Below are 25,541 nucleotides of genomic sequence, written 5' to 3'. Positions count from 1 at the left end.
CGGATTCCTGCGCGGCGCTCTACAGGGCCTCGCGCGGTTCGCGAACGCCTGCCTCGCCCTGCTCGATGCACGCATGAGCGTGCATCAGCCAGCGACCCCCACGGTCCAGGCAGGCGTCGTACTCCAGGTAATCCGCGACGGGTGAGGCGGCGCCGGTCGTCGGGCCTTCGCGGAAGCTCTGGCAGGAGGCCACGGCGAGGATGGCGATACCGAACAAGGTGCCGCCGCGGGCGCAACAGAGGTAGGCGCGCCGCGAACACCGCGACGATTTCGGGGTAAGGCGAGACATGGGCGCTCCTGCGATTGAGAGCCCGAGCCTAGGTGTCGCTATGAGCGACCAACATCGAATAATTCTGAAAAGTGCCCTGCGAAGGGCATAGATGCGACGTACTTCACAAACTGCGGCCTTCAGGCCTTGCGCGTTCGCATCAGTGTGATAGTTCCGACGCCGACGAGGATGATGGCCATGCCGGCAAGATCGAACGGCCCCACGTGCTCGCCGGCCACAGCCACCCCGAACAGCACGGCGACCGGCGGGTTCACATAGGCATAGCTCGTGGCCAGCGCCGGACGTACGGTCTTGAGCACGTAGAGGTAGGCGCTGAAGGCGACGATGGAGCCGAACACGATGAGGTAGGCCAGTGCGACGGTGGCGCCGACCTGTGGATGCGCGGGGAATCGCTCGCCATGGAGCAGGGCGATGATGGTCAGGGATACGCTCGCGCAAAGCATCTGCGCCGCCGTGTTCATCGGGCCCGACGGCATGTCCTGGCGCTTGGACCAGACCGAGCCGAATGCCCATGCCATCGCAGCGCAGATCAGCGCGATCGCGCCCAGTGGCGACCCGGACAGTCCGGCACCCAGGTTGAGCACGACGACACCGACGAAGCCCAGCAACAGGCCAACGGTTTCGCCACGTGTCGGCCATTCGCGGTAGAGGCCGCCGAACACCGCCGCGAACAGCGGCATGCTCGCCACCGCGACCGCGGCGATACCCGAGCTCACCGATTGTTCGGCGAAGCAGACCAGCCCATTGCCACCCGCGAGGAGCAGGGTGCCGACGATGGCCGCGTTCTTCCACTGGCGGGCGGTCGGCAAGGTGACGCCGCGCAGGCGCAGCACCGCGAACAGCAGCACGCCGGCAATGGCGAAACGGATCGCCGCGAGCATGAAAGGCGGGTAGCTCACCAGGGCATAACGGATGCCGAGGTAGGTCGAGCCCCAGATCAGGTACATCGACAACAGGGACACCGGCACCAGCCATCGGGGACTGGTGGCGAGCGGAGCGTCTTTCACGGTACAGGCGGCGTCGGACATGGGGGATCCAGGCTGAATCCGGAACGATATCGTCGCCGCGCCGGCGGCGGTAGCGAAACGTTCGACGGTCAGCCTTGAGCGCCGCTCATGGCGCGCTCGGTCGCCAGCAACTGCTGCTTGATGTCCATGCCCCATCGCCAGCCGCCCAGGCTGCCATCTTCGCGGATGATGCGATGACAGGGCACCAGCAAGGCGAGCTTGTTGCTGCCACAGGCGCGGCCGATTGCCCGTGCCGCCTTGGGCACGCCGAGCTTCGCGGCCAGCTCGCCATAGCTCAGGGTTTCGCCGCGCGGAATACGCGTCAGCGCATCCCAGACACGCCACTGGAACGCGGTCGCCGCGACATCGATCGGTGGCATCGCCGGCGTGTCGCCATCGTCCCAGCCAAGATCCCGGGTGACACGCGCGATCACCGCATCCAGCCATTCGTCGCGGCCTTCGTCGACACGCTCGCGGCTGGCCAGCGGGAACTCGTCGGCGAGGCGTATTTCCAGGGCCGCGTCGTCGTCGCCGAGCGTCACCGAGCAGATGCCCTTTGCCGTGGTGGCGACCAGCAGGCGCCCGAGGGGTGTCCCGGTGGTGGTATAGCGGATCGAGGCGCCTGCACCGCCGGCGCGGTAGCTGGCCGGTGTCATGCCCAACCGGCGGTCGCTCTCTTCGTAGACACGACTGCCGGAGCCGAAACCCGCTTCGTAGACCGCGTCGGTCACGGGGGCGCCGTCACGCAGGGCCTCACGCAGTTGTCCGAAGCGTCGCGCGCGGGCGTATTCCGCCGGGCTGACGCCATAGCGGCGACGGAAGGCGCGTTGCAGGTGGGTGGGGCTGAGTCCCGCCACGGCGGCAAGGGTGGCGAGATCGCTGGCGCCGTCGTCGCGATCGAGCGCGACGCGGACACGTTCAAGCGCGTCGTCGGTGGCGGAGCGCATGGTCTGGACCTGGGGTTTCATCGTGGCCTCCAATCGTTGGAGACCAGCGTAGGCTGGGGCGCGTCATGTCACCATCCGCTTCTTGCGCGGAGCGTGCCTGCACCAGGACTCAGTGGTGGACGGGGTCGTGCTGGCGAATCACGACGAACTCGCCCTCGAGGACCTTCGGCTCCTGCGCGTGCGCGGTCGGCGCCGCCGATGCCTGAGTCGCGGCAGACGCACCGCCGCGGGCGAGCTTCCACTGGCGTACGGCCAGGAAGACGAGGCCACCGGCCAGCAACACGCCGATGACGACCACACCGAACACCAACAGGACGCCAAGCACGGCCAGACCGGCCACGACGGACAGGGCGCGGGCGAGTGGATTGCGCGAGCGGCGAATGGGCGGGAAGACGAAGCGCATTGGTTAAAAATCCGTATGGCACAATGACATGCGTGGTACCCCTTTACCTTGGGGCAACCCATCCTCATAGACAAGTGCCATGACTCCTAACACCGACACTCCTCCTCTCTGCCTTCTGACCGACATTCCCGACGGCAATGCCATCGAAGTCGAGGCCCTCGTCAACCATGAGGTGGAATCGCTCCTGGTCTACCGGCACGGCGATGAGGCGCACGCTTATTTCAACGTCTGCCCGCATGCCGGACGGCGGCTCGACTACGCGCCAGGCCGTTTCCTGGTCCGCAACGGGACGATTATCTGCGCAGCGCACGGGGCCACCTTCACGGCCGACAGCGGTGACTGCACGGCGGGGCCCTGCCGGGGCGACCGGCTGCGCGCCGTGCCGGTGGCCGTCCACGACGGCGTCGTGCGGCTGGCCTGAGGGGCCTGCTTATCGGTACATGAAGTTGATCGTGACCAGGGTCAGCGTCAGCACGATGATCGTCAGGGGCAGGCCGACACGAAGAAAATCCTTCGCGCGATAGCCGCCAGGACCGGCGACCATCATCAGTGCCGGATGGCCCGAGGGCAGCAGGAACGTGTTCGAGGACGATACGGCCACGATCAGCGCATAGGCCGAGGGGTTGCCGCCCGTGCTCACGGCCACGCTGATCGCGATCGGCACCATCATCACCGTGGCGCCCACGTTCGACATGACCTGCGAGAACATCAGCGTGAGCACGGCGATGGACAGCTGCAGCGTCCACTGCGGCGCGTGGCCGAGCACGGCAAGCACTTCCTGGGCGATCCACGAGGCGGTGCCGGTGGAATCCATCGACCAGCCGAGGGGGATCAGGCACGCGGTGACGAAGATGGTCTTCCAGTTGATCGCCTTATAGGCCTCGTCCATGTTCAGCACGCCGGTCAGCAGCATGCCGACGGCGCCGGTCATCATCGCCACGGACAGGTCGAGATGGGTGAACAGGGCCAGGCACTTCGCCAGCACGAAAAAGCCGACGGCCTGCCAGATCTTGCCGGGGCGCGCTTCTTCCTTGGGAATGTCGGTAACCACGACGAAGTCGCGATCTTCCTCGGCCAGCAGGAGGTCGCGCCATTTGCTGTGCAGGACCAGCGTGTCACCGGCGCGCAGGCTGACCGCGCGCACGTCTTCGCGGAAGACTTCGTCGCCACGGTTCACCGCGAGTACCGAGATACCGAAGCGCTTGCGCAGGCGTAGCTCACCCACGGTCTGCTTGATGAAGCGCGAGCTGGGCGGCACGACCGCCTCGGAAATACCGGCGCGCGTGGTGTTGAACTGCTCGCCTAGCTGGCGCATGCGCATGGACACGCGGCACAACTGGTTGTTGGCGAAGGCATTGATGGCATCGCGCGGAGCCAGCACGCCGAGTACCGTACCCACCCAGATCATCTGGTCGGATGGCGGTGCCACGCGGCTCTCGTTGCCGTTCTTGATCGCCAGGATCAGCGGGGCGCCGTGCAGCTGCTCCACCTCGCCGATGCTCATGCCGACCAGGGGGCTCTCCGCGGTGACCGTCAGCTCCGCGGTTTCACCGGCGATGCCATAGGTATCCGCGAAATAGCTTTCCGTGCGGCCCGGCGTCACCTTGAGTCGATCGTCTTCACGCTCGGGCAGCAGCTTGCGGGTGAACAGGTAGAAGAACAGCACGCCGACGACAGCCAGGACGAGACCCACGGGTGTCACGCTGAACAGGCCGAATTTGGGGATGGTGTGCGCACCCGGCGGCAGGTTGCTGTTCGCACTGGCGATCAGGTCGTTGAGGACGATCAGCGGCGAGTTGGCGATCAGCGTGGTGTTGGTCGCGGTGAGGATGCAGAACGCCATGGGCAGCAGCAGGCGCGACATCGGCACGCCGGTGCGGGCGGACAGGCGGCTGGTCACGGGAATCATCAGTGCCGCCAGTGCCTGGCTGGGGATCACGGCACTGAAGAGGCTGGTCACGCTGTTGACCACCACGCCCAGCCGCGATTCGACGCCGCGTGCCATGCGCATGACGAAAGCAGCGGTGAGGTTGAGCACGCCGGCGCGGTCGAGGCCAGCACCCATGATCATGATGGCGATGATGGCGATGACGGCGTTACCGGCAAAGCCGTTGAACACCTGATCGCCGGGGATCAGGCCGGTGAGGCCGATCACGACTACGACAAGCAGGGCCACCATATCGGCCCGGATCCACTCCAGAACAAGCATGAGCATGGTGAAGCCCACCAGGCCCAGCACGAGCATCATTTCGGGAGTGAGGGTAAGAGCCACTAGCCGGCTATCCGGTTCCGGTCGATTGGGACGTGCGGTGGCATGGTCTTGCCAGGCGGCGATTGATGCCGCAGGAGTATACGCGTTGGGGGTGGCTCCCGGCTGAAGCGGGCCGCATCGCAGCCCACTTCCCTGTGCTCGGCGACGTGCCTCAGCGGCTGAGGTTGCTCAGGGCGAGATCGAGGATCGAGTCGCCACGGCCGCTCATGACCGCTTTCAGCGCGTAGAGGCTGAAGCCCTTCACCTGCTCGGCGCTGATCTTCGGTGGCATGGACAGCTCCAGTCGATTGCTGACCACGTCAAGCAGGGCCGGGCCTTCGTGCGAAAGCACCTCCGCGACTGCCGAGGGCAGGTCGCTGGCGCGGGTGACCCGACGGCCGTGGATGCCCATGGCGTTGGCCATCGCCGCGAAGTCCGGGTTCTTCAGTTCGACGCCCGTTTCGAGCAGACCTGCCGCTTTCATCTCCAGCTCGACGAAGCCCAAAGTGCCGTTATTGAGCACGATCACCTTCACCGGCAACCCTTGCTGGGCGAGCGTGATGAAGTCGCCCATCAGCATGCTGAAGCCACCATCCCCGGAGAGCGAGATCACCTGGCGGCCCGGATGCGAGGCCTGGGCGCCGATCGCCTGGGGCATCGCGTTGGCCATCGATCCGTGCACGAAGGAGCCGAGCAGGCGGCGCTTGCCGTTCATTCGCAGGTAGCGCGCGGCCCACACCGTGGGCGTACCGACGTCGACGGTGAAGATCGCGTCCTCTTCGGCCAGCTCGCTGACCAGCCGGGTGAGTTGCTGCGGATGGATCAGGTCGTGACCCGGCTCGATCGCCGCGAGTTCGTCGAGATCCTCGCGGGCCCGCGTGTAGTGGGCGAGGCAGCGATCCAGGTGGCCGCGCACGCGTTTGGGTTCGATGCGCGGAAGCAGCGCACGAATCGTCTCGCCCACGTCGCCGACCACGCCGAGGTCGACCCGGCAGCGGCGGCCGATATTTCCAGGACGGAGGTCGACCTGGGCAATCTTCGCCTCTTCCGGATAGAACTGCCGGTAGGGGAAATCAGTGCCCAGCATCAGCAGGGTGTCGCAGTCTTCCATGGCGTAATAGCCGGAGCTGAAGCCGATCAGACCGGTCATGCCGACATCGAAGGGATTGTCGTACTCGACGTATTCCTTGCCGCCAAGCGCATGCACGATCGGCGATTTCAGCGCATCGGCCAGGGCGATGAGGTCGGCATGGGCACCGGCCGTACCGCGGCCACAGAGCAGGGTGATGCGCTTGCCCGCATTGAGCAGGGCGGCCAGCGCATCCAGTTCGCGTTCGGCAGGGATGACCTTGGGTTTCGGAGGCAGCAGGCCGGCCGCCGGCGTCGCCGCCTTCACCAGCGCCTTGCGCATCGCCACGTCGCCAGGAATCACCACCACGGCGACACCGCGCTGGCCCACCGCCGCGCGGATAGCGGAATCGAGCACGTGCGGCATCTGCGCCGGATCGGACACCATCTCGCAGTAGACGCTGCACTCGCGGAACAGCTCGGTCGGATGCGTTTCCTGGAAATAGCCGCTACCGATCTCGGCGCTGGGGATGTGTGCGGCGATGGCCAGGACCGGCGTGCGCGAACGATGGCAGTCGAACAGGCCGTTGATCAGGTGCAGGTTGCCGGGACCGCAGCTGCCCGCGCAGACCGCCAGTTCGCCGGTGAGCTGGGACTCGCCACCGGCGGCAAAGGCCGCGGCTTCTTCATTGCGCACGTGCACCCAGTCGATACGCTTGCGCTCGCGCAGGGCGTCGGTGATGGCATTGAGGCTGTCGCCGACCAGGCCGTAGATGCGGCGGACACCGGCTTCTTCGAGGGTTTCAGCGATCAGGTCGGCTACGCTGGCGATGGACATCGGGGGGACTCCGTAAGCACGAAGCCCCCTTTATGCCGACCGGACGGTCAAGGCGCCGTCGTCGTGCCCTGCCATTCGTACAGGTAATCCCAGACGCCGTGGCCCAGTCGGGTGCCGCGGCGCTCGAAATGGGTTTCGATGCGCCATGCCGGACGATCGGCGCTCACGCCGGGCCCGACGCGGTTATGCCAGCCCGGTGCGGCTTCCATGGTCTCGCGCATGTGCTCGGCATACGCCTCCCAGTCCGTGGCCAGGTGAAGCAGGCCGCCCGGCGCCATGCGCGAAGCGAGCCGTTCGATAAATGCGGGCTGGACCAGTCGGCGCTTGTTGTGGCGCTTCTTGTGCCACGGGTCCGGAAACCAAATGCGTACTTCGGACAGGCTGCCGGCGGGGATCTCGTGCTCGAGCACTTCGACGGCATCGTGCTTGTACAGCCGCACGTTGGTGGCCTCGCGTGCCGCCAGCGCGTTCATCAGGCGGCCGACGCCGGGGCTGTGGACTTCCACGCCGATGTAGTCGCGCGCGAGATCGTGCTCGCTGGCCCAGGCCAACGCTTCGCCGTTGCCGAAGCCGATCTCCAGGACGCGTGGCGCCTCGCGCTGGAAAACGGTGCCCAAGTCACGTTCGCTGCCGTGGTAATCCAGGCCGAAGCGGGACCAATGGTCGTCGAAGGCGCGCTGCTGCGCCGAGGTCATCCGGCCTTCGCGCAGCACGAAGCTGCGGATGCGGCGGAGGTAGGGCGCGTCGCCGGTGCTGGTGTCGTCGTTGTTCGTCATCTCAGCCGACCAGTCCGTCGACGGGGCTCGACGCCGAGGCGAAGCGCTTGCGCGGAATGCGGCCCGCGCGGAACGCGGCACGACCGGCTTCCACGGCGAGTTTCATCGCATGCGCCATCAGCACCGGATTCTTCGCTCCGGCGATAGCGGTATTCATCAGTACCCCGTCGCAACCGAGCTCCATCGCGATCGCGGCATCCGAGGCCGTGCCGACGCCGGCATCGACGATCACCGGGACCTTGGCGTTCTCGATGATCTCGAGCAGGTTGTAGCGGTTCTGGATGCCGAGGCCCGAGCCGATCGGCGCGGCCAGCGGCATGATCGCCGCGCAGCCGATCTCTTCCAGGCGACGGGCGAGGATCGGGTCGTCCGAGGTGTAGACCATGACGTCGAAGCCGTCGGCGACAAGCTTCTCGGCGGCGACCAGGGTCTGCACCACGTCGGGATAGAGCGTGCGCTCGTCGCCGAGGACTTCGAGCTTGACCAGGTTATGGCCGTCGAGCAGCTCGCGGGCGAGGCGGCAGGTGCGCACGGCATCGTCGGCGGTGTAGCAGCCGGCCGTGTTCGGCAGCAGGGTGAAACGATCCGGCGGCAGCGCGTCGAGCAGGTTCGGCTGGCTAGCATCCTGGCCGATGTTCACCCGGCGAATGGCCAGGGTGACGATCTGCGCGCCGGCGGCGTCCGTCGCCCGACGGGTCTCGTCGAAATCCTTGTACTTGCCCGTGCCGGTGAGCAGGCGCGAGTGGAACGTGCGTCCGGCGACGGTGAGCAGATCGTCGTCGGCGTGGGAGTAATGATTCATGCGGGGTCTTCCGTCGGTGGGCGCGGCTCAGCCGCCGCCAATAGCATGGACGATCTCGACCCGGTCGCCATCGGCGAGCAGCTGGGTCGCGTGCGCGCTGCGCGGCACGATCTCGAGGTTGATCTCCACCGCCACGCGCTTGCCGGCGTAACCGGCGGCATCGAGCAGGAACGACACGGACGTGCCGGGCGCGCAGTCACGCGCATCGCCATTGAGGGTGATATGCATCCGCCGATTGTAACGGGCGGCCGTGGCCGCCGCGAACTACGTGCCTAAGCGATCTGGCCTCAGCGGCCGCGCCCGTAGCCGTTGCCGTTGCCGCCGCGTAGCGGAACCCCGGTGCCTGGCTGGTTGCCCGTGCCCATGCCGGTACCCGGCTGCGAGCCGCGATTGGCGTTCGCGCCGGTGTTCACCGGAATCGGCTGGGGGTACTGGTTCCAGCCGTTGTTGCCGTTGTGGTACGGGTCGCGATCCTGTCTGGGCGGCGGAGCCGCTACGACGCGGGGTGTGCCGTTGGGTGGATTGGGCTTCTGGCCGACGCTGACCGAGTTGCCGGGCGGCTGGTAGCCGTTGCCGCCGTGGTTGTTGCCGTTGCCGGGGTAACCGCCATTGCCGGGGTAACCCCCGTTTCCCGGATAGCCCCCGTGATCGTGGTCATGACCGCGGCCGTAGCCATTGTTGCCGTTGCCTGGGTAGTTACCGTTGTTGGGGTAGTTGCCGTAGCCGCCCGAGTAGTAGCCGCCACTGTTGTAGTTGGCTGACTGGTCGCCATAGCCGCCGTTGCCATAACTACCGCGCTGGTTCTCGTAGCTGCCGCTCGAGACCTGGCCGTTGACGTAGAGCCGCGCGGGTTGGGGCAGGCTGCCCGTGCTCACGGTTTCCCGCCGCTCCGGCGTGGAGGGGCCCGAGATATAGCTGACGCCCGGCTTGGGCATGTCGGCCGTGGACACGGTACGGGACTGGGCCGAGGCCGCGCCGGCCGCCACAAGCGCGAGCCCGGCGACGACGGAAAGCGAGAGCATTCGATGCATGGCCCGGTCCTCGTAAGAATTCCCTGGCACGATTATGCGCCCGCCGCCGGGGCCGGGCGGTGTGGCTCCCTGGAGCGTTCAGCCGGGCGCTACCTTTCCCCGGATGGCGCCGACGTATTACCATCCCCTGCCGATGCGGGTGTAGCTCAATGGTAGAGCTGTAGCTTCCCAAGCTACTGACGAGGGTTCGATTCCCTTCACCCGCTCCATAACCTGCTGTAGCCCTTGGGGCACAACGGGTTCGGGCAATCAGCGATACCCGGAAACGGCCTTCGAATAGGTATCGTTTTGGGTATCGCCTCATGCCAAAGCCCCTCTTTCTCCATCGCCCCGCCGGACTCTACGTCCGCTTCCGTGTGCCTGCGGACCTCTTGGGCATCGTCGGCTCCCGCTTCCTCGTCCGCCCTCTGAAGATGGTCAAAGGTGACCACGCCCGGCTGGTTGCCGAGACCATGGCTGTGGCACTCTCGCAGGCGTTCGGCAGCCTACGGAAGGGGGAAGGCGTGGACCTCAAGAAAGCACTGGATGCTGCCCGCATCGCGGGTCGCCGGGACCTGACTCTGGGCGAAGTGTCGCTGCCCAATGGCGTGACATTCCGGAACGTGCAAATCGACACTCCCGCAGACCAACGGCAGTTCCGTGAGCTTGTCCGGGAGGCCACGCAGCCGGCCCCGGTTGCAGAAACATCACCCGTTCCGGTCGCTTCCGCGCCGAAGACCATCCCCAAGAAAGAGGGTCTCCTCTCACACCAGATTTCCGTGCATCTCGGAGACCTGGAGCGGGCCAAGCGCGAAAAGAAAACGGTTCTGGACAGCCGGCACACCCTAAGGCTGTTCGTGGGCATCGTCGGGGACAAGCAAGCGTCGGCATTGAATGCCGATGATTGCCGGCTGTTTTTTGATGAAGTGGCGTTTTGGCCGCGCAACGCGTCCAAGCAGGTCGAGAATGCCGGACTGTCGGTGCGGCAAATCATCGCAAAAGCCAAAACAGCGGGCGGCGAACCACCAGCAGCTCACACGTTGAGCAAACATCGCCAGCGCTTGTCGGTCTTCATCAATTTTCTGATGGACAACGACCATTTCCAAAAAAGTCCATTGAAGGGCATCGCCAAGGCATCCAAGTTCGACGCCGAAGACGATACGGGGCGTGCGTTCACCCAGCCCGAGCTCGACGCCATTTTTGAGCCGGTAGCGTTCGCCCAGTGGTCCGCGAAGTACCCGCACCGGTTCTGGGCGCCCTTGATTGGCTTGTTTTCAGGGGCTCGAATCACTGAGGTCTGCCAGCTCTACGTCGATGACATCGCCACTGAGCACGGCGTGCCGGGGTTTCACATCCGAAAAAGCAAGCCCGGCCAAAAGCTCAAGAACAAATCCTCATTGAGGTTCATCCCTATTGCTCAACCGCTTCTCGATGCAGGTTTCATGGCATTTGTTGAAGACATGAAAAGTGCCGAGCAGGAGCGATTGTTTCCGCATTTGCCCAATCACGATGGCAACGGATTCGGCCGGCAAATGAGCCGGCAGTTCTCGACGTACATCAAGGGCCGGGGTGTCAGTGACTCTGGCATGGGTTTTCATGCGTTCCGACACACGATGGCCACGCGGCTTGACCGGGCCGGCGTCGGTCACGGGACGATTGCCCGCATCACTGGGCATGGGCTGTCCGGCGGCGTGTTGCCCAAGTTCTACATTGATGCGCCGAGTCTGCCGGAGCGGGTGGCGGCATTGGCGAAGTTTGAGGCTAAGGTAATTTTGCCGAAATACGGGTCCGAGCAGCGAACCCAGTGGATGAGAATGAAATAGTCGGAAAGAACACTCGGTGTTCCACAGCTTGCGGCCAAAGATAAGAGTCGACGAGGGAATGATTGTCTCGCCCAATCGAAGGAATATTTGATTGCGGCAGGCAGTAAATATTTAACAGGAGGACAAGATGGCGCCGAAAAAGACGAAGAAGACGGAAGACATCCCTGAAGAAGAAAAGGCCATTGCGCCCAGGGCCCGTCTGCACAAGTTGACCATTCGCAACTTTCGCGCGATTGGCAAGAAGGCTGTGGAAATCGAGCTCGACGATATCGTTGTGTTGGTCGGACCAAACAACACAGGCAAAAGCTCCATCCTCCGCGCATATGAAGTAGCCATGGAGCATGGAGACCTAACCTTCGATGATTTCCCGGGTGGAACGCCTCCGGTCAACGGTGATGGGTATCGACCCGAAGCGCCCCACGGATCTAGTCCGTTGTAGCATCCCCCAGAGTTGCCGTCAGGAGGGAGTGAGCTATGCCAGAGACAGACGCCTTTCCGGAACATTGGTCGGAAACGAACGCCGACGAGTTTCTCAAGACGAAATCGCCCATGGAGGCTGCATTTGAAATCTCCATTCACCAGCTGACTACGTCGGCGTCCATCATGGAAAGCGAGCTGATCGCGCTGTGCGACGTGATGAACGCATGAGTCCAGGCCCTTTCGCTCCATTGCCCGGGATCGCAAACTAGTGCGATGGATTCGCATGTTTACGCCGTTCTCCTGAGATATTTCTGCAGCTAGACTTCGCGGAATCACGGAGAGATACAGCGATGTCCACATCACGCCGGAACGCTTTTTCAGGTCGCGCCAATACGGCCCTGCTTTCACTTCTGCTAGGTCTCGGTGCGCCGAATCTAAAGGCGCAAGATGCCCAGGAATCCACGCCGCCACCAAGCAACGATCAACTCGCCAGCGCGAAATGCATCTCCGGCATGGAGAAGTTCCTCCCGGGTGAATACTTCTACTGCCTGGCCACCCAGAGCTACGGCGAGAACAAACACCGCTACGCGGACAAGTTCTTCAAGGAAGCGGCGAGCTGGGCCAGCAAGCCTGCCCAGTACGTCCTCGGCGTCATGGCCTTGAACGGCGATCAGCAACCGGTGAATCGACCGCTCGCGCTGGCGTGGTTCGCGCTGGCATCGGAGCGACACACCGCGCGGTTCCAGGCGCCGTACGATGAGCTGAAGGCTCAGCTCAGTCCGGCGGAGCTGGCCAAGGCAGACGACTACCTCGCCTCCATGAAGAAAACCTACGGCGATGCCGTCGCCGCGCCGCGTGCGGAAGAGCGCTATCGCGACGGGACCCGTCGCCTGATCGGTGCCGCGGCGTCGGGCACGTATTGCATGGAAGGCCTTCGCGATCCGAGCAAGCTCGCCGGTAGCGGGAGCATGGATGCCGACACGGTCAGCGCCATGACCTCGTCCTGCGTACCCTCGCCGGTGGTCGTGAAGTACGTCGACAGCAAGGCGGGCGAGGTGTTCGAGGATTGGAGCGGGCATGTCACCGTGGGCGCCATCGATACGACGCCACCCTCCGCCAACGAGCCCGGTACCGCGGCGTCCGGCAGGCCATAGCGCCTGAGGGGCGCCGACGGCGATCGCAAAAGGTTGGGAAAAGGCTCGCAGGCGATCATTGTGTGTTCAACCGCCCCTCGAGCCCGCACCCCCTCATGCACCTCCTCCTGTTGGAAGACGACGCCGAACTGGGCGAAGCGATCAAGCACGCGCTTGAACAGCAGTCCTACGCGGTGACCTGGCTCTCCGATGGCCGCCATGCGGCAGCGGCACTGGCCGACGGGGCGGTGGACCTGGTGCTGCTCGACCTGGGCCTGCCGGGCAAGGACGGCCTGGAGGTGCTGCTGGAGGCCCGTCGCGCAGGGGTGAAGACGCCCATCCTCGTGATGACCGCTCGCGACGCACCCGAGGCCCGCATCAAGGGACTGGATCTCGGCGCCGACGACTATCTGGTCAAACCCTTCCACCTCGGCGAGTTGGCCGCACGCATCCGTTCCCTGACCCGACGGGCCCAGGGCCTGGTCGACAACCGCGTGGAAGTGGGCGGGCTGGTGCTCGATCTGGCCACGACCGATGTCGTCTTTCGTGGCGAGCGCATTTCCCTCACCCGCCGCGAATTCGCCGTGTTGCGGATCCTGATGGAGCGCGCGGGACGTATCGTCCGGCGGGAATCCCTCGAAGGCTCGGTCTACGGTTTCGACACCGTGGTCGATCGCAACGCCATCGAGGTGCAGGTGCACTGGTTGCGTCGCAAGCTGAGCGCCGAAGTGATCCATACGGTACGTGGCATCGGCTACATGATGCCGAGGGAGCCCCGGTGACATCCGGCAGCCTGCGCACGCGCATCACCTGGCTGATCATCCTTGTCCAGGTGGTCGTGCTCATCCCGCTGGGGACGATCAGCTACCAGCGCGAGCTGAGCGAGATGAATCACCTGCTCGACGGCAGGCTCGCGCAGGCGGGTCGAACCCTGGGTACGCTCATCGCCTACGGTCAGGGCGACTACGCGACGCAGGATCCGACGCGCACGCTGGAGCTGGCCACCGAGGCGCAGCGAGGCACGGTGGTGGTGTCGGTCCATGCCAAGAACTACGAGCCCGAAGTCGGTTTCCAGGCCTATGACCCTCACGGCAAGCTGATTGCGGCTACCGCCAACCTCGCCGATCTTCCGCCGCCCGATCCGAACGAACGTGGCTTCAGCAACAGGGAGCATGACGGCGCGCGCTGGCGCCTGTTCACGCTGACCAATCGCTTCAACCTCACGATTCGTATCGGCGAGCGCGCGGATAACCGCACCGATATCACCAACGGACTCATGCTGGAGCATGGACTGCCCCTGGTGATCGGCTTGCCGCTGCTCGCCTTTCTGGCCGGGCTGGCCGTGAGACGGGGGCTCAAGCCGGTGGACACGCTTACCCGTATTCTGGCGCGACGCGAGCCTGGCAGCCGCAAGCTCATTGCCGTCGACGGATCGCCAGACGAGATCAAGCCACTGATCGTTACCCTGAATCAGCAGCTCGCCCGACTGGAGGACGCCCTCGAGCGCGAGCAACGCTTCGCGGGCGACGTCGCCCATGAACTGCGCACGCCGCTCGCCGCGACCATGATCCACATGGAAAGCGCACTCATCACCGACGATCCGGTGGAGATTCAATACACGGTGCGTAACGCGCGCCGTAGTCTGGCGCGCCTCGCTCGCCGGATCGAACAGATCCTGGCCATCGCGCGCCTGGAAGCGGGTGCGGCCTCGCAGCACCGCGTTCCGCTCGATCTGGTCACCCTCGCTACCGAGGTGGTGGAGGAACTGGCCGCCGGGATCGCCGAGAAGGAGATCGAGCTCAGCCTCAATCACGACGACGCTGAGTTGGTCGTGTCCGGTCACGAGGTAGCCCTGACCGCGATGTTCCGCAACCTGGTCGAGAATGCGCTGCGGCACACGCCCGAACGAAGCCATGTCGACATCACGCTCGGCCGCGATAAGGGTCGGGCCCTGATCACCGTCTCCGACGACGGGCCCGGTATTCCCGCCGAACGCCGCGAGGCGGCTTTTCAGCGTTTTCACCGCGGCTCGGAAGGCGAAGGGACAGGGTTCGGCCTCGGCCTGAGTATCGTCCAGCGTGCCGTCGAGCTGCACGATGGCTGGATCACCTTGCTCGAAGCACCGTCCGGAAAAGGACTGGTCGTCCATATTTCCATCGCCGCCGCACCGGCCGTCGACAGGCCGACGAACCGCTGACAAAAGATTTCCAAAAGCATCGGCAAGGAAACTGACTCGCGGCACTCCTGCCAGGCCGGATTCCATCCATACCGCCGATGATTCGTAACGCATCACGCCACGTGACCGGTGTCAGCCCATGCTGGCGCTAGTCCGCATCGCACTGGCGCGGCCATACACCTTCATCGTGCTGGCCCTGCTGATCCTCATCGCCGGGCCGCTTGCCGCGTTGCGGACACCTACCGACATTTTCCCGAACATCGGCATTCCGGTGATCAGCGTGGTCTGGACGTACAACGGCCTGCCACCCGATCAGATGTCGGGACGAGTGATCTACTACTACGAGCGACAGCTCACTACCTCGGTCAACGATATCGAGCACATCGAGTCGCAGTCGTTGCCCGGCGTCGGCATCGTGAAGATCTTCTTTCAGCCCGGCGTGGATATCCGCACTGCGACGGCCCAGGTCACGTCCATCTCGCAGACCGTGGTCAAGCAGATGCCACCCGGCATCACGCCGCCGCTGATCCTCAACTACAACGCATCCACCGTGCCCGTGCTGCAAATGGCGTTGTCCAGCCCCGTGTTGTCGGAAGCGACCATCCGCGATATCGCGCAGAACTTCATGCGGCCGACGCTGATCTCCGTGCCCGGGGTGGCCATTCCGACGCCGTACGGCGGCAAGCAGAAGCAGGTGACCCTGGACCTCAATCCGCAGGCCTTGGCTGCGAAAGGGCTGTCTGCGCAGGATGTGGGCAACGCACTGGCCGCGCAAAACCAGATCATCCCTGTGGGTACGGCGAAAATCGGCACGTTCGAATACCACGTCCAGCTTAACAACAGTCCCTCGGCCATCGACGAGTTGAACGAGTTGCCGATCAAGACCGTCAACGGGGCAACCATCATCATCGGTGACGTCGCCCACGTTCGTGACGGTGCGCCGCCGCAGAACAATATCGTCCGCGTCGACGGCAAGCGCGCGGTACTCATGCCTGCGTTGAAGAATGGCAATGCATCCACACTCGACGTGGTCGCAGGCATCAAGAAGTTACTTCCCCTCATCGCGGAGACGCAGCCGGCCTCGCTGAAGATGAGTCTGCTCAGCGATCAGTCCATCTTCGTAAAGTCCGCCGTGACCTCGGTGGCGCGGGAGGGTGTGATCGCCGCGGTGCTTACCTCGGTGATGATCCTGCTGTTCCTGGGTAGCTGGCGCTCCACCGTCATCATTGCGGTATCCATTCCGTTATCGATCCTCTCCGCGATCACCCTGCTGTCGTTGTTCGGGCAGACGCTGAACGTCATGACGCTCGGAGGGCTCGCCCTGGCGGTAGGCATCCTCGTGGACGACGCCACGGTGACCATCGAGAACATCAACTGGCATCTGGAGCAAGGTAAAGGGGTGATCGCCGCGATCATGGACGGCGCCAAACAGATCGTGACGCCGGCCTTCGTATCGCTGCTTTGCATCTGCATCGTGTTCATACCGATGTTCATGCTCGACGGCATCGCCGGTTTCCTGTTCCGCCCGATGGCGCTCGCGGTGATCTTCGCCATGGTCTCGTCGTTCATCCTGTCGCGCACGCTGGTCCCCACGCTTGCCATGTTCCTGCTCAAACCACATCGCGTCGAAGCCGGTGCGGGGGCGCATCCGGAGGACAGTTACATCAATCACCACGAGGGCGACCAGCATCGTCCTGTCCCTCGTCACCGGCTCGTCGTCGGCCTGCTGGCGTTTCAGGCGGGCTTCGAGCACCGCTTCACTCTCGTTCGCGATGGCTACTACGGCATGCTCGCCATTGCCATGGATCATCGTCGGCGGTTCGTCGTGGGTTTCATGGGCTTTGTCCTGCTGTCCTTCGTTCTCGTTCCCGCGCTGGGTCGCGACTTCTTTCCGGCCGTCGACTCGGATGCGATATCCCTGCATGTGCGCGCGCCGATGGGTACGCGCGTGGAGGAGACGGCGGCGTCGTTCGATCATATCGAGCAGGCGATTCGCCAGGTCATTCCACCCGACCAACTGGAGACCGTCATCGACAACATCGGCTTGCCGATGAGCGGCGTGAACCTCGTTTACAGCAGCAGCGGCACCATCGGTTCGCAAGATGGCGATATCCAGATCGTGCTGAAGGATGGGCACCGGCCAGCAGCCGGCTTCATCAAGCGACTTCGCGAGACGCTTCCGCGTCAGTTCGCCGGCACGCAATTCGCGTTCCTTCCGGCGGACATGACCAGCCAGATCCTCAACTTCGGCTCGCCCTCGCCGCTGGATGTCTCCATTGCGGGACGGGACAGGGCAGGGAATGAAGCCTACGCCGAGAAGATCATGAAGGAACTGCGCAGGGTGGACGGCATCGTCGATGTACGCCTCCAGCAGAGCTCCAGCTATCCACAGCTCAACGTGAAAGTGGATCGTGTGCGGGCGGATAGCCTGGGCATCACCGAGCGCGACGTCACCAACAGCATGGTGGCCTCGCTGGCGGGCAGCTCACAGGTGTCGCCGGCGTTCTGGCTCAATCCCCGCAACGGCGTGTCATACGCCATTGTCGCCGCGACGCCTCAGTACCTGATGGACTCCATGGCCGATCTCAGGGCGCTTCCGGTCACGGCTTCCGGCAACGGGGCGACACAGATTCTGGGCGGCGTGGCCAGCTTCACGCGTGGCCCGAGCGACGCGGTTGTTTCGCACTACAACATCATGCCGGCCTACGACATCTACGCGTCCATCCAGGGACGTGACCTCGGTGGCGTCGCCAGTGACGTGCAGGCTGTGCTGGCGCGCTTCGCGTCGCAGCGGCCGAAGGGATCCCTGGTGAGCCTGCATGGTCAGGTCGGGACGATGAACCAGGCTTTCAGCGGGCTCTTGCTTGGCCTCATTGGCGCCATCCTGCTGATCTACCTGCTGATCGTGGTGAATTTCCAGTCGTGGGTGGATCCGTTCGTCATCATCACCGCACTGCCTGCCGCACTGGCCGGTATCGTCTGGCTGTTGTTCCTCACGCACACCAGCCTGTCGGTGCCGGCACTTACCGGCGCGATCATGTGCATGGGCGTGGCAACGGCGAATGCGATTCTCGTCGTGAGCTTTTGTCGCGAGCGCCTCGCCGAGCACGGCGACCCGGTCAAGGCGGCGCTCGAGGCGGGCTTTACGCGGTTCCGCCCGGTGTGCATGACGGCGCTGGCGATGATCATCGGCATGTTGCCGATGGCACTCAGCCAGGAACAGAACTCGCCGCTCGGCCGTGCCGTGATCGGTGGCCTGATGTTCGCGACCTTCGCCACCTTGCTCCTCGTGCCGGTCATCTTCGCCATTGTCCATGGTCGGACGGTGGCCGTTCCGTCCAGACAGAACCTCATCGGGGAACAGCCTCATGTCGCATGATCCCACCGTCGCCCTGTCGAGGCGGCCGCCGCGCGTTCGCCTGTGGCTCGCCATCGGCCTGGCGCTTGCCGTGACCGGCGTCGTTGCCGGCCTGTCACTGCGTGCCGTGGAGTCGCATGACCTCAGCACGTGGACGCGGGCCCAGTTGACCCCGAGTGTGCAGGTGATCTCCGCATCGGCCATGGGCGATACGCAGGCACTGACCCTGCCAGGTCACCTTGATGCGTGGATCGCCACGCCCATCCATGCCCGCGTCGCGGGTTACCTGAAGGCGTGGCACGCGGATATCGGCCAGAAGGTGGTCGCGGGCCAGTTGCTGGCCACCATCGAGACGCCGGAACTCGATCAGCAGCTGGAGCAGGCGAAGGCCGAACTCGCACGTGCCCAGGCGGGCGTACGCCTGGCCGAGACCACGGCAAAACGCTGGAAGAACCTGCTCGAGTCCCATTCGGTGTCCCATCAGGAAGCGGACGAAAAGGCCAGCGAGGCGGAGACGGCGGCAGCCAACCAGTTGGCGGCGCGAGCCGACGTGGATCGCCTCGCCGCCCTCGAGTCGTTCAAGCGGATTGTCGCCCCGTTCGACGGCACGGTGACCGCTCGCAACACCGATATCGGCGACCTGATCACCGCGAACACGAGCGGAGGCGAACCTCTTTTCGCCGTTGCCGACACGCACCGGATGCGACTGTATACGCAGGTTCCGCAGGGCTACGCCTCATCGATTCTGCCCGGCATGAAAGTGAAACTGCTGGTGCTGGGCCACGGTGGTGAAACCGTGGAAGGCAGGCTGATAGGCACGTCACAGGCGATCAACCGGACCTCGGGCACGCTGCTGGCCCAGTTCGAGGTGGAGAACCCGAAGCAGGATCTGCTGCCGGGTGATTTCGCCGAAGTGCAGCTGACCACGCATGCCGCCGCCAATACGGTAACGGTGCCGGCGACGACGCTGCTTTTTCGCGCCGCTGGGCCGCAGGTGGCCGTCCTGGGCAAGGACGATAAAGTCATCCTTCGCGATGTGCACATCGCGATGGACCTGGGGGACAAGCTCGAGATCGATCGGGGCCTTCAGCCACGCGACCGGATCATCGATCACCCCACCGATTCGTTGAGCCAGGGTGACGACGTCCGGCTCGCGTTGCCGACGGACGGAGGGCATCGACGTGCCAAGGATGCTTGAGTCGGTGCTGCGTCTGTGCCCTGTGGCCGCGTTGCTGATGGTCGGCGGATGTTCGCTCGCGCCGGCCTACGTGAGGCCGCCGGCCGGCAAGCTTCCCGAGACGTACAAAACCGCGGCGTATCCGCCGGGGTGGACCCAGGCGCAGCCCGACGACGCGAACGCACGGAGGCCTTGGTGGCAGGTCTATGGCGACCCGGTGCTGGACGGACTCGAAGACAGGCTCAACACCGGGAATGCGGACATCGGTGTCGCGCAGGCGCGACGCGACGCGTCGCTGGCCTATCTGCAGGAGCTCGGCTCGCAACAGGCGCCCCAGGCCGGCGTCGACGCGAGCCCCACGAACGATCGTCAGTCGGACAACCGCCCTCTACGCGGATCCGGTCAGCCAGATGAATACGACACGCGCACGATCGGGTTCCGCGCCGGCTACGACCTCGATCTTTGGGGGCGTATTCGCAACGAAGTGGCGCAGGGAAAGGGGCGTAGCGATGCGGCCGAGTCCGACCTCGCGAACGCGCGGCTCAGCCTACAGGCGCAGCTGGCGGATCTCTACATCCGCCTTCGCGGCGAGGATGTCGAGCGAAGGATTCTCGACGATTCCCTGGTCGCCTTCGGCCAGGGCCGGACGATGACGCAGGACCGGATGGACGGCGGCGTCTCCTCGGGACTCGATCTTGCGCGGGCCAATGCGTTGTATGCCGATGCGCAGGCCCAGGCAACCGAACTGGGCGTGCAGCGGGCGCTCACCGAGAACGCCATGGCTGTGCTGATCGGCGAGCCGGCATCGACGTTCTCGCTTCCGGCGAAGGACGTAACGCTCACCGTGCCGGCCATTCCCGTGGGCGTGCCTTCTACCTTGCTGGAACGTCGGCCCGACATCGCGGCCGCCGAGCGCCGCGCGTTTGCAGCCAACGCAGGCATCGGCGTGGCCCGCGCGGCCTTCTATCCGACCGTGAGTCTCGGCGCCGCCTTGGGTTGGCAGGATGTCGGCCATGGGGCTCTGCTCGCCGCTGGGAATCAGTTCTGGAGCCTCGGACCGTCAGTGTCGCTGAATTTCCTCGACGGCGGTCTGCGTCGAGGACGTGAGGCCGAGGCAAAGGCGGAGTTCGCCGCCGCTTCGGCGCATTACCGCGGCGTGGTGCTGAATGCCTTCCGGCAGGTGGAAGACAACCTGTTGCTGTTGCGCGCGCTGGGTCGCGAAGGCGAACAGGAGAACGCGGCCGCGGCTGCGGCAAGACAGTCACAGTCGCTGGCGACCAACCGCTACAACGAAGGGGTTGTCAGCTATCTCGAAGTGGTCACGGCGCAGGCGACCGCCTTGAAGGCGGAACGCACGGCAGAACGCGTCCGCACCCGCCAGCTACAGGCCAGCGTCGACCTGATCCGCGCACTGGGCGGTGGTTGGAACGATCGCTGATCGTCAGGTCCGGATGGGCGAGTCGCCATCCCTTTTCATATCCCTAGGAGAAATCGCAGGATGTCACGCCTCTACCGGAAGCTTGGGTACGCCCTGGCTGCTATCGCCATCACCGGCTTGTCGGTGGGTTGCACCGTCATGACGGAAACCAAAACGGTCGAAACCTCCGATACGTACCAGCTCTGGTCGGCCCGAATGGATCGGATGCCGTTCCTGTTCCACTTGCCCGATGGTCAGCTCGAAGCCTTCGACGATCGCGGTCATGCCTGGAGTGAGGCAGCAAGTCAGGTTGAGGCGAGTGATGCCGATCGTGTGGAGGTCTACGTCGGCAGCTTCTCGGGGTTGCCGACGTCGTTGTGCGAGGGCAAGACGGAGCTGTCGTCGACGTCCGCGACGGCGCCGACGGCCAACGTCGTGTCGGCCCTGTGCGACCGTTCACGAACGGTCGTTTCTTTCAGCGACCAGGCCAGGTCGAGGGTTCTTACGGCGAGAACGACCTACATTGCCCGCACCCGGCATCTGCTCCTGAACGGGATCTGGAAGAGCGTGGCGCAGGAGCCGGACCCGAGGCCGTACTAAACCCGAGGCCGTACTCAATAAACCCGAGGCCGTACTCATGCCCGACATGCCGAGGCAACGATTTGCACGGCGGGCGGCACTACCTGTTTTGGGCTGTGACCACCAAGCGCACCATGGAAACGGCACGAACGAACTACCGCAACATCCAGGGCCTGCGTGCCATCGCGGCCCTGATGGTCCTGACCAGCCACCTGTTCTGGGACATGCCGCCGATGCGCACGCATTGGGCGAAGCCATGGTTCGCGGCGGTCGGACCATCCGGCGTCGATATCTTCTTCGTCATTTCGGGCTTCATCATCTACCACGTGACCCGGCGCTCGGCGGCGCGGGCGGCGGTGGCCGGGCGGGGCAGGGCGCTCTACGAATTCGCGATGAAGCGCGTCATCCGAATCTACCCGCTGTACTGGATCGTGTTCGGCGCGGCGAGCGTGATGATGATCTGGTTGCCGCCGGCCAGCTCCTTCGTGAAGAAGCCGCAGGTCGAGCTGTTCTTCCTGATCAACGGGATTCCGAATTTCCGGGTGCAGGCAGCGTGGACGCTGACGTTCGAGATCTATTTCTACGCGGTCACCGCGCTGAGCCTCGCGGTGTTCCCTTCGCGGGTCCACGTGGGATGGCTGGTCTGGTTTGCCGTGATCGGGATCGTTGCCTTTCTCGCCACTGTGTTCGGTCTGGGCATCCCCCTGGATTACGTCTTCGCACCCCTTGTTCTCGAGTTTCTCCTGGGCATCGGGGTCGGCATGCTGATCGAGCGCGGTGAACACCGTTTCCGCGCCGTCGCGATCGGGATCGGTCTCGTGTGGTTACTTCTCGGGACGCTTCCACTCCAGGCGGACGGTGGACGGGCCGCGCTGTCCTATCTCTTGCGTCTGGGCTGCTGGGGGCTGCCGGCTGCCCTCATCGTCTACGGCACGGCGGCGTTCGAGTCAGGCGGCGAGCGCCGCGTCATGCCCGCCACACTGCAGTACCTGGGTAACGCCTCCTTCTCGATCTATCTCTGGCACGGGGTGATCTTCATCGGGGTTGCCGCGGTGTTCGATCGTCTGGGCTGGGTGGGTCTGGTCAATCGTTCCCTGCTGGCCGTTGCCATGGGTCTGGTCGGTCTCGGTGTGGGGCTGATCAGCTATCACGTGCTCGAGAGGCCCTTGCTGCGAGTACTCGGTCGACGGTTCCTCGATCACGGCGTCGCCTCGCACTCGTTGGATCCCGCCTTGCCCGCTCCAGGCCACTGACGAAACCCTGACATGACACCGGCGACCATGGCGTTTTCACGACAAAGCCGGGAACGCCATGTCCGAGACCATTTTCGAAGCCCTGCGCGAAAGTCACGCCATCCAGCGCTCCCTGATGCGCAAGCTGATGCGCTCGGATCCCGGCGAACACCGCGTGGAGCTGTTCACCGCGCTACGCATCGAGCTGGCCGCGCACGAGGCGGCCGAAGAGCGCTTCCTCTACGTACCCATGCTGATGGACGACCGCGGCCTGCATCCGTCGCGAGATGCCCTGGCCGACCACCACAAGATGGATGACCTGGTGGAGGAGCTGCAGACGGTGAACCATGCCGGGCGCAAGTGGACGGCCAACCTCAGCAAGCTCTCGGAGGAGCTGCACGAGCATCTTCGCGAGGAAGAGCGCAGCTTCTTCCAGCTCGGTGGCAAAATTCTCACCGATCGGCAGAAAACCGGGCTGGCGAAGAAGTACCGGAAGGAGTACATCGCCATGCACAAGAAGCTTGCCAGCGAATAGCTCCGACCAAGCGATCGGCACGGCGGCGCGGTACTCTTGTCCCCAACGTCCCGTTTGTACCGAGGAATTGCCGTGTCCGACCGCAAGAACGTTGCCTGCTGGCTCACCGACATGGATGGCGTGCTCGTCCATGAAAACAAGGCACTCCCGGGTGCGCCCGAGCTGATTCGCCAATGGCGGGACCAGGGGACTCCCTTCCTCGTACTGACCAACAACTCGATCTTTACCCCGCGCGACCTGAGCGCGCGCCTGCGCACCTCGGGGCTGGACGTGCCCGAAGAGCAGCTCTGGACCTCGGCGCTGGCCACGGCCACCTTCCTGAAGGATCAGTCACCCGGCGGCTCGGCGTTCGTCATGGGCGAGGCGGGCCTCACCACGGCAATCCACGAGGCCGGTTTCATCATGACCGACACCGCCCCCGACTATGTCGTGCTGGGCGAAACGCGGACCTATTCGTTCGCCGCGATCACCAAGGCGATCCGGCTCATCGGCAATGGCGCACGTTTCATCTGCACCAATCCGGATGCGACCAGCCCGAGTGCCGAAGGTCCGCTGCCTGCCACCGGTGCCGTGGCGGCACTGATCACCCGCTGCACCGGTCGCGAACCGTACGTGATCGGCAAGCCCAACCCGATGATGTTCCGCTCAGCGATGAACAAGCTCGGTGCGCACTCGCATAACACCGGCATGATCGGCGACCGTATGGACACCGACGTCGTCGCGGGCATCGAGGCGGGCCTGCATACGGTGCTGGTGCTCAGTGGTATCGCTACGCGGGCGGATGTGGAGGCGTATCCCTTCCGTCCCGCCGAAATCCTCGATTCCGTCGCGAACCTGCTCGAGGGCTGATACGACCATGAGTGCGACCCTGGATAGTGCGGACCGCCGCACGCTCGACCGTGGCGATGTGAAAACCCTGCTCCTGTCGGCCCTTGGCGGTGCGCTGGAGTTCTACGATTTCGTGATCTTCGTCTACTTCGCGAAGACGATCGGGCACCTGTTCTTTCCGCCCGGCACGGCAGTCTGGCTGGCGACGCTGCAGACGTTCGGCATCTTCGCGGTGGCTTACCTCGCCCGGCCGCTCGGCGGCATCGTCATGGCGCACTTCGGCGATCGCATCGGCCGCAAACGGATGTTCACCTTCAGCGTGTTCCTGATGGCGGTGCCGACGCTTCTCATCGGCGTCCTGCCGACTTACGCGACGCTGGGTGTTTTCGCCCCCATCCTGCTCACGCTGCTTCGCGTGGTGCAGGGACTGGCCATCGGCGGTGAAGTGCCGGGTGCCTGGGTGTTCGTGGCCGAGCACGTGCCGCAGCGGCGCGTGGGGCTTGCCGTGGCCAGCCTTTCCGCCGGTCTCACCGCAGGCATCCTCATGGGTTCGCTGCTGGCGGCATGGCTCAACGCCAGCCTGTCCGAAGCCGACATGCTCGATCACGGCTGGCGCATTGCCTTCATCCTCGGTGGAGCGTTCGGTTTCATCGCGGTTTACTTGCGTCGCTGGTTGAGCGAGACGCCCGTGTTTGCGCGCATGCGTGAGCGCAAGGAACTCGCCGAGGAGCTGCCCGCGCTGGTCGTCGTTCGCGACCATCTTCCGGGTGTCCTGCTATCGATGGCGGTGACCTGGGTGCTTACCGCCGCGATCGTCGTGGTCATCCTGACGACGCCGACGGTCATGCAGACGAGGTTTCATGTCGAGCCGGCGCGCGCCTTTACCGGTGGGAGCATCGCGGCATTCACCCTGTGCCTGGGCTGCATCGGAGGCGGTCTCCTGGTCGACTGGATGGGTACTGCCCGCGCCATGCTGCTGTCCTCGGTCGGCCTGACGCTCAGCACCTATGCGCTGTACATCGATCTTCAGTCCGGCGGTGTCCACCTGTTTCCGCTCTATGCGCTCGCGGGTGTCTTTGCCGGGGTGGCGGGCATCGTCCCGGCGGTGCTGGTGGCCTCGTTTCCACCGGCGATTCGCTTCTCCGGGATCTCCGTGTCCTATAACGTCGCCTATGCCATCGCGGGCGCAGCCACGCCTGTCCTGGTCGGCTATCTCGCGACGACGGCTGGCGGCCTGGGGCCGGCGCACTACGTCGCCCTGGTGTCGCTGGTTGGCGTTGGGGCGTCGATCTACATGATGGTGAGCGGGCGGGGTTCCCTTCGCCGCTGAGGGAGTCCGGAGGCCCTGGTCTGTTCACGTCGATTTCATGGGCGTGACAGGCCCAGGGACCCCTGCCATCGTGCCGGTTGAAACCCGGCACCAGCTTCGGCATGCTTTTGCATCCGGACCGTTCCCCCGGTCCACAGCCGTC

25 protein-coding genes and 1 tRNA gene are annotated in these 25,541 nt (G+C 64.6%); 16 read left to right on the top strand and 10 right to left on the bottom strand.

What is annotated here, in order from left to right; translation table 11 throughout:
• Positions 1–19: 19 nt before the first annotated feature.
• The 4 genes from BJI69_RS04340 to BJI69_RS04325 all read right to left on the bottom strand — a co-directional run bounded on the left by BJI69_RS04340 (position 20) and on the right by BJI69_RS04325 (position 2,646).
• The gene (locus BJI69_RS04340; RefSeq protein WP_046967864.1) at positions 20–289 is read right to left on the bottom strand and encodes a hypothetical protein; all 270 of its coding nucleotides are present in this window, start codon (positions 287–289) and stop codon (positions 20–22) included.
• 119 nt (positions 290–408) lie between these two features.
• On the bottom strand, positions 409–1,317 hold the full coding sequence (gene yedA / locus BJI69_RS04335) for a drug/metabolite exporter YedA (protein WP_046967863.1): 909 nt from the start codon (positions 1,315–1,317) through the stop codon (positions 409–411).
• A gap of 68 nt (positions 1,318–1,385) precedes the next feature.
• Positions 1,386–2,264, bottom strand: a complete 879-nt coding sequence (locus BJI69_RS04330; protein WP_046967862.1) for a methylated-DNA--[protein]-cysteine S-methyltransferase — start codon at positions 2,262–2,264, stop codon at positions 1,386–1,388.
• Positions 2,265–2,352: 88 nt separating this feature from the next.
• Positions 2,353–2,646, bottom strand: coding sequence for a hypothetical protein (locus BJI69_RS04325; protein WP_046967861.1), 294 nt, complete (start codon positions 2,644–2,646; stop codon positions 2,353–2,355).
• Positions 2,647–2,725: 79 nt separating this feature from the next.
• Between BJI69_RS04325 and BJI69_RS04320 the strand changes: the two genes are divergently transcribed.
• On the top strand, positions 2,726–3,067 hold the full coding sequence (locus BJI69_RS04320; RefSeq protein ID WP_046967860.1) for a Rieske (2Fe-2S) protein: 342 nt from the start codon (positions 2,726–2,728) through the stop codon (positions 3,065–3,067).
• A gap of 9 nt (positions 3,068–3,076) precedes the next feature.
• Here the strand turns inward: BJI69_RS04320 and BJI69_RS04315 are convergent, their stop codons facing one another.
• From BJI69_RS04315 to BJI69_RS04290, 6 genes are all read right to left on the bottom strand, one after another.
• On the bottom strand, positions 3,077–4,894 hold the full coding sequence (locus BJI69_RS04315) for an SLC13 family permease (RefSeq protein WP_046967859.1): 1,818 nt from the start codon (positions 4,892–4,894) through the stop codon (positions 3,077–3,079).
• Between the two features lie 175 nt (positions 4,895–5,069).
• Positions 5,070–6,803, bottom strand: coding sequence for a ubiquinone-dependent pyruvate dehydrogenase (gene poxB, locus BJI69_RS04310; protein ID WP_046967858.1), 1,734 nt, complete (start codon positions 6,801–6,803; stop codon positions 5,070–5,072).
• A gap of 47 nt (positions 6,804–6,850) precedes the next feature.
• The gene (trmB, locus tag BJI69_RS04305; protein ID WP_046967857.1) at positions 6,851–7,579 is read right to left on the bottom strand and encodes a tRNA (guanosine(46)-N7)-methyltransferase TrmB; all 729 of its coding nucleotides are present in this window, start codon (positions 7,577–7,579) and stop codon (positions 6,851–6,853) included.
• 1 nt (position 7,580) lies between these two features.
• Positions 7,581–8,381 (bottom strand): thiazole synthase, encoded by an 801-nt coding sequence (locus BJI69_RS04300; protein ID WP_046967856.1) that lies wholly within the window; start codon positions 8,379–8,381, stop codon positions 7,581–7,583.
• 27 nt (positions 8,382–8,408) lie between these two features.
• Positions 8,409–8,609 (bottom strand): sulfur carrier protein ThiS, encoded by a 201-nt coding sequence (gene thiS / locus BJI69_RS04295; protein ID WP_046967855.1) that lies wholly within the window; start codon positions 8,607–8,609, stop codon positions 8,409–8,411.
• Positions 8,610–8,668: 59 nt separating this feature from the next.
• Entirely contained in the window at positions 8,669–9,412 is a 744-nt protein-coding gene (locus tag BJI69_RS04290; RefSeq protein WP_125902977.1) for a hypothetical protein, read from the bottom strand.
• 135 nt (positions 9,413–9,547) lie between these two features.
• Here BJI69_RS04290 and BJI69_RS04285 point away from each other — a divergent pair.
• The 15 genes from BJI69_RS04285 (at position 9,548) to BJI69_RS04220 (ending at position 25,399) form a co-directional block, all read left to right on the top strand.
• Positions 9,548–9,621 (top strand) — tRNA-Gly (locus BJI69_RS04285).
• A gap of 93 nt (positions 9,622–9,714) precedes the next feature.
• Positions 9,715–11,214: a site-specific integrase gene (locus tag BJI69_RS04280; protein WP_046967854.1), complete on the top strand. Its 1,500-nt coding sequence runs from the start codon at positions 9,715–9,717 to the stop codon at positions 11,212–11,214.
• A gap of 127 nt (positions 11,215–11,341) precedes the next feature.
• A complete protein-coding gene (locus BJI69_RS04275; RefSeq protein WP_046967853.1) occupies positions 11,342–11,653 on the top strand; it encodes an AAA family ATPase in 312 nt (103 codons plus the stop codon).
• 35 nt (positions 11,654–11,688) lie between these two features.
• Positions 11,689–11,862, top strand: coding sequence for a hypothetical protein (locus BJI69_RS22485; protein ID WP_154670738.1), 174 nt, complete (start codon positions 11,689–11,691; stop codon positions 11,860–11,862).
• A 122-nt stretch (positions 11,863–11,984) separates the two neighbouring features.
• Positions 11,985–12,788 (top strand): SEL1-like repeat protein, encoded by an 804-nt coding sequence (locus BJI69_RS04270; protein WP_125902976.1) that lies wholly within the window; start codon positions 11,985–11,987, stop codon positions 12,786–12,788.
• 95 nt (positions 12,789–12,883) lie between these two features.
• The gene (locus BJI69_RS04265; RefSeq protein WP_046967852.1) at positions 12,884–13,549 is read left to right on the top strand and encodes a response regulator; all 666 of its coding nucleotides are present in this window, start codon (positions 12,884–12,886) and stop codon (positions 13,547–13,549) included.
• On the top strand, positions 13,546–14,964 hold the full coding sequence (locus tag BJI69_RS04260; protein WP_046967851.1) for a sensor histidine kinase: 1,419 nt from the start codon (positions 13,546–13,548) through the stop codon (positions 14,962–14,964). The genes BJI69_RS04265 and BJI69_RS04260 overlap by 4 nt, the downstream gene beginning before the upstream one ends.
• 118 nt (positions 14,965–15,082) lie before the next feature.
• Positions 15,083–18,322: an efflux RND transporter permease subunit gene (locus BJI69_RS04255; protein WP_046967850.1), complete on the top strand. Its 3,240-nt coding sequence runs from the start codon at positions 15,083–15,085 to the stop codon at positions 18,320–18,322.
• Entirely contained in the window at positions 18,312–19,499 is a 1,188-nt protein-coding gene (locus tag BJI69_RS04250; protein WP_046967849.1) for an efflux RND transporter periplasmic adaptor subunit, read from the top strand. Before BJI69_RS04255 ends, BJI69_RS04250 begins: the two co-directional genes overlap by 11 nt.
• Positions 19,492–20,916, top strand: a complete 1,425-nt coding sequence (locus tag BJI69_RS04245) for an efflux transporter outer membrane subunit (protein ID WP_046967848.1) — start codon at positions 19,492–19,494, stop codon at positions 20,914–20,916. The genes BJI69_RS04250 and BJI69_RS04245 overlap by 8 nt, the downstream gene beginning before the upstream one ends.
• Before the next feature lie 60 nt (positions 20,917–20,976).
• Positions 20,977–21,495, top strand: coding sequence for a hypothetical protein (locus tag BJI69_RS04240; RefSeq protein ID WP_046967847.1), 519 nt, complete (start codon positions 20,977–20,979; stop codon positions 21,493–21,495).
• A 113-nt stretch (positions 21,496–21,608) separates the two neighbouring features.
• On the top strand, positions 21,609–22,727 hold the full coding sequence (locus BJI69_RS04235; RefSeq protein WP_125902975.1) for an acyltransferase family protein: 1,119 nt from the start codon (positions 21,609–21,611) through the stop codon (positions 22,725–22,727).
• Between the two features lie 58 nt (positions 22,728–22,785).
• On the top strand, positions 22,786–23,241 hold the full coding sequence (locus BJI69_RS04230) for a hemerythrin domain-containing protein (RefSeq protein WP_046967846.1): 456 nt from the start codon (positions 22,786–22,788) through the stop codon (positions 23,239–23,241).
• Positions 23,242–23,313: 72 nt separating this feature from the next.
• Positions 23,314–24,090: an HAD-IIA family hydrolase gene (locus tag BJI69_RS04225; RefSeq protein ID WP_046967845.1), complete on the top strand. Its 777-nt coding sequence runs from the start codon at positions 23,314–23,316 to the stop codon at positions 24,088–24,090.
• 7 nt (positions 24,091–24,097) lie between these two features.
• Complete coding sequence (locus tag BJI69_RS04220) at positions 24,098–25,399, top strand: MFS transporter (RefSeq protein ID WP_046967844.1); 1,302 nt, start codon at positions 24,098–24,100, stop codon at positions 25,397–25,399.
• Positions 25,400–25,541: the final 142 nt, after the last annotated feature.

It is taken from the genome of Luteibacter rhizovicinus DSM 16549 (assembly GCF_001887595.1).
Taxonomy (GTDB): Bacteria; Pseudomonadota; Gammaproteobacteria; order Xanthomonadales; family Rhodanobacteraceae; genus Luteibacter; species Luteibacter rhizovicinus.
This window is presented reverse-complemented; position numbering and strand designations above follow the sequence as displayed.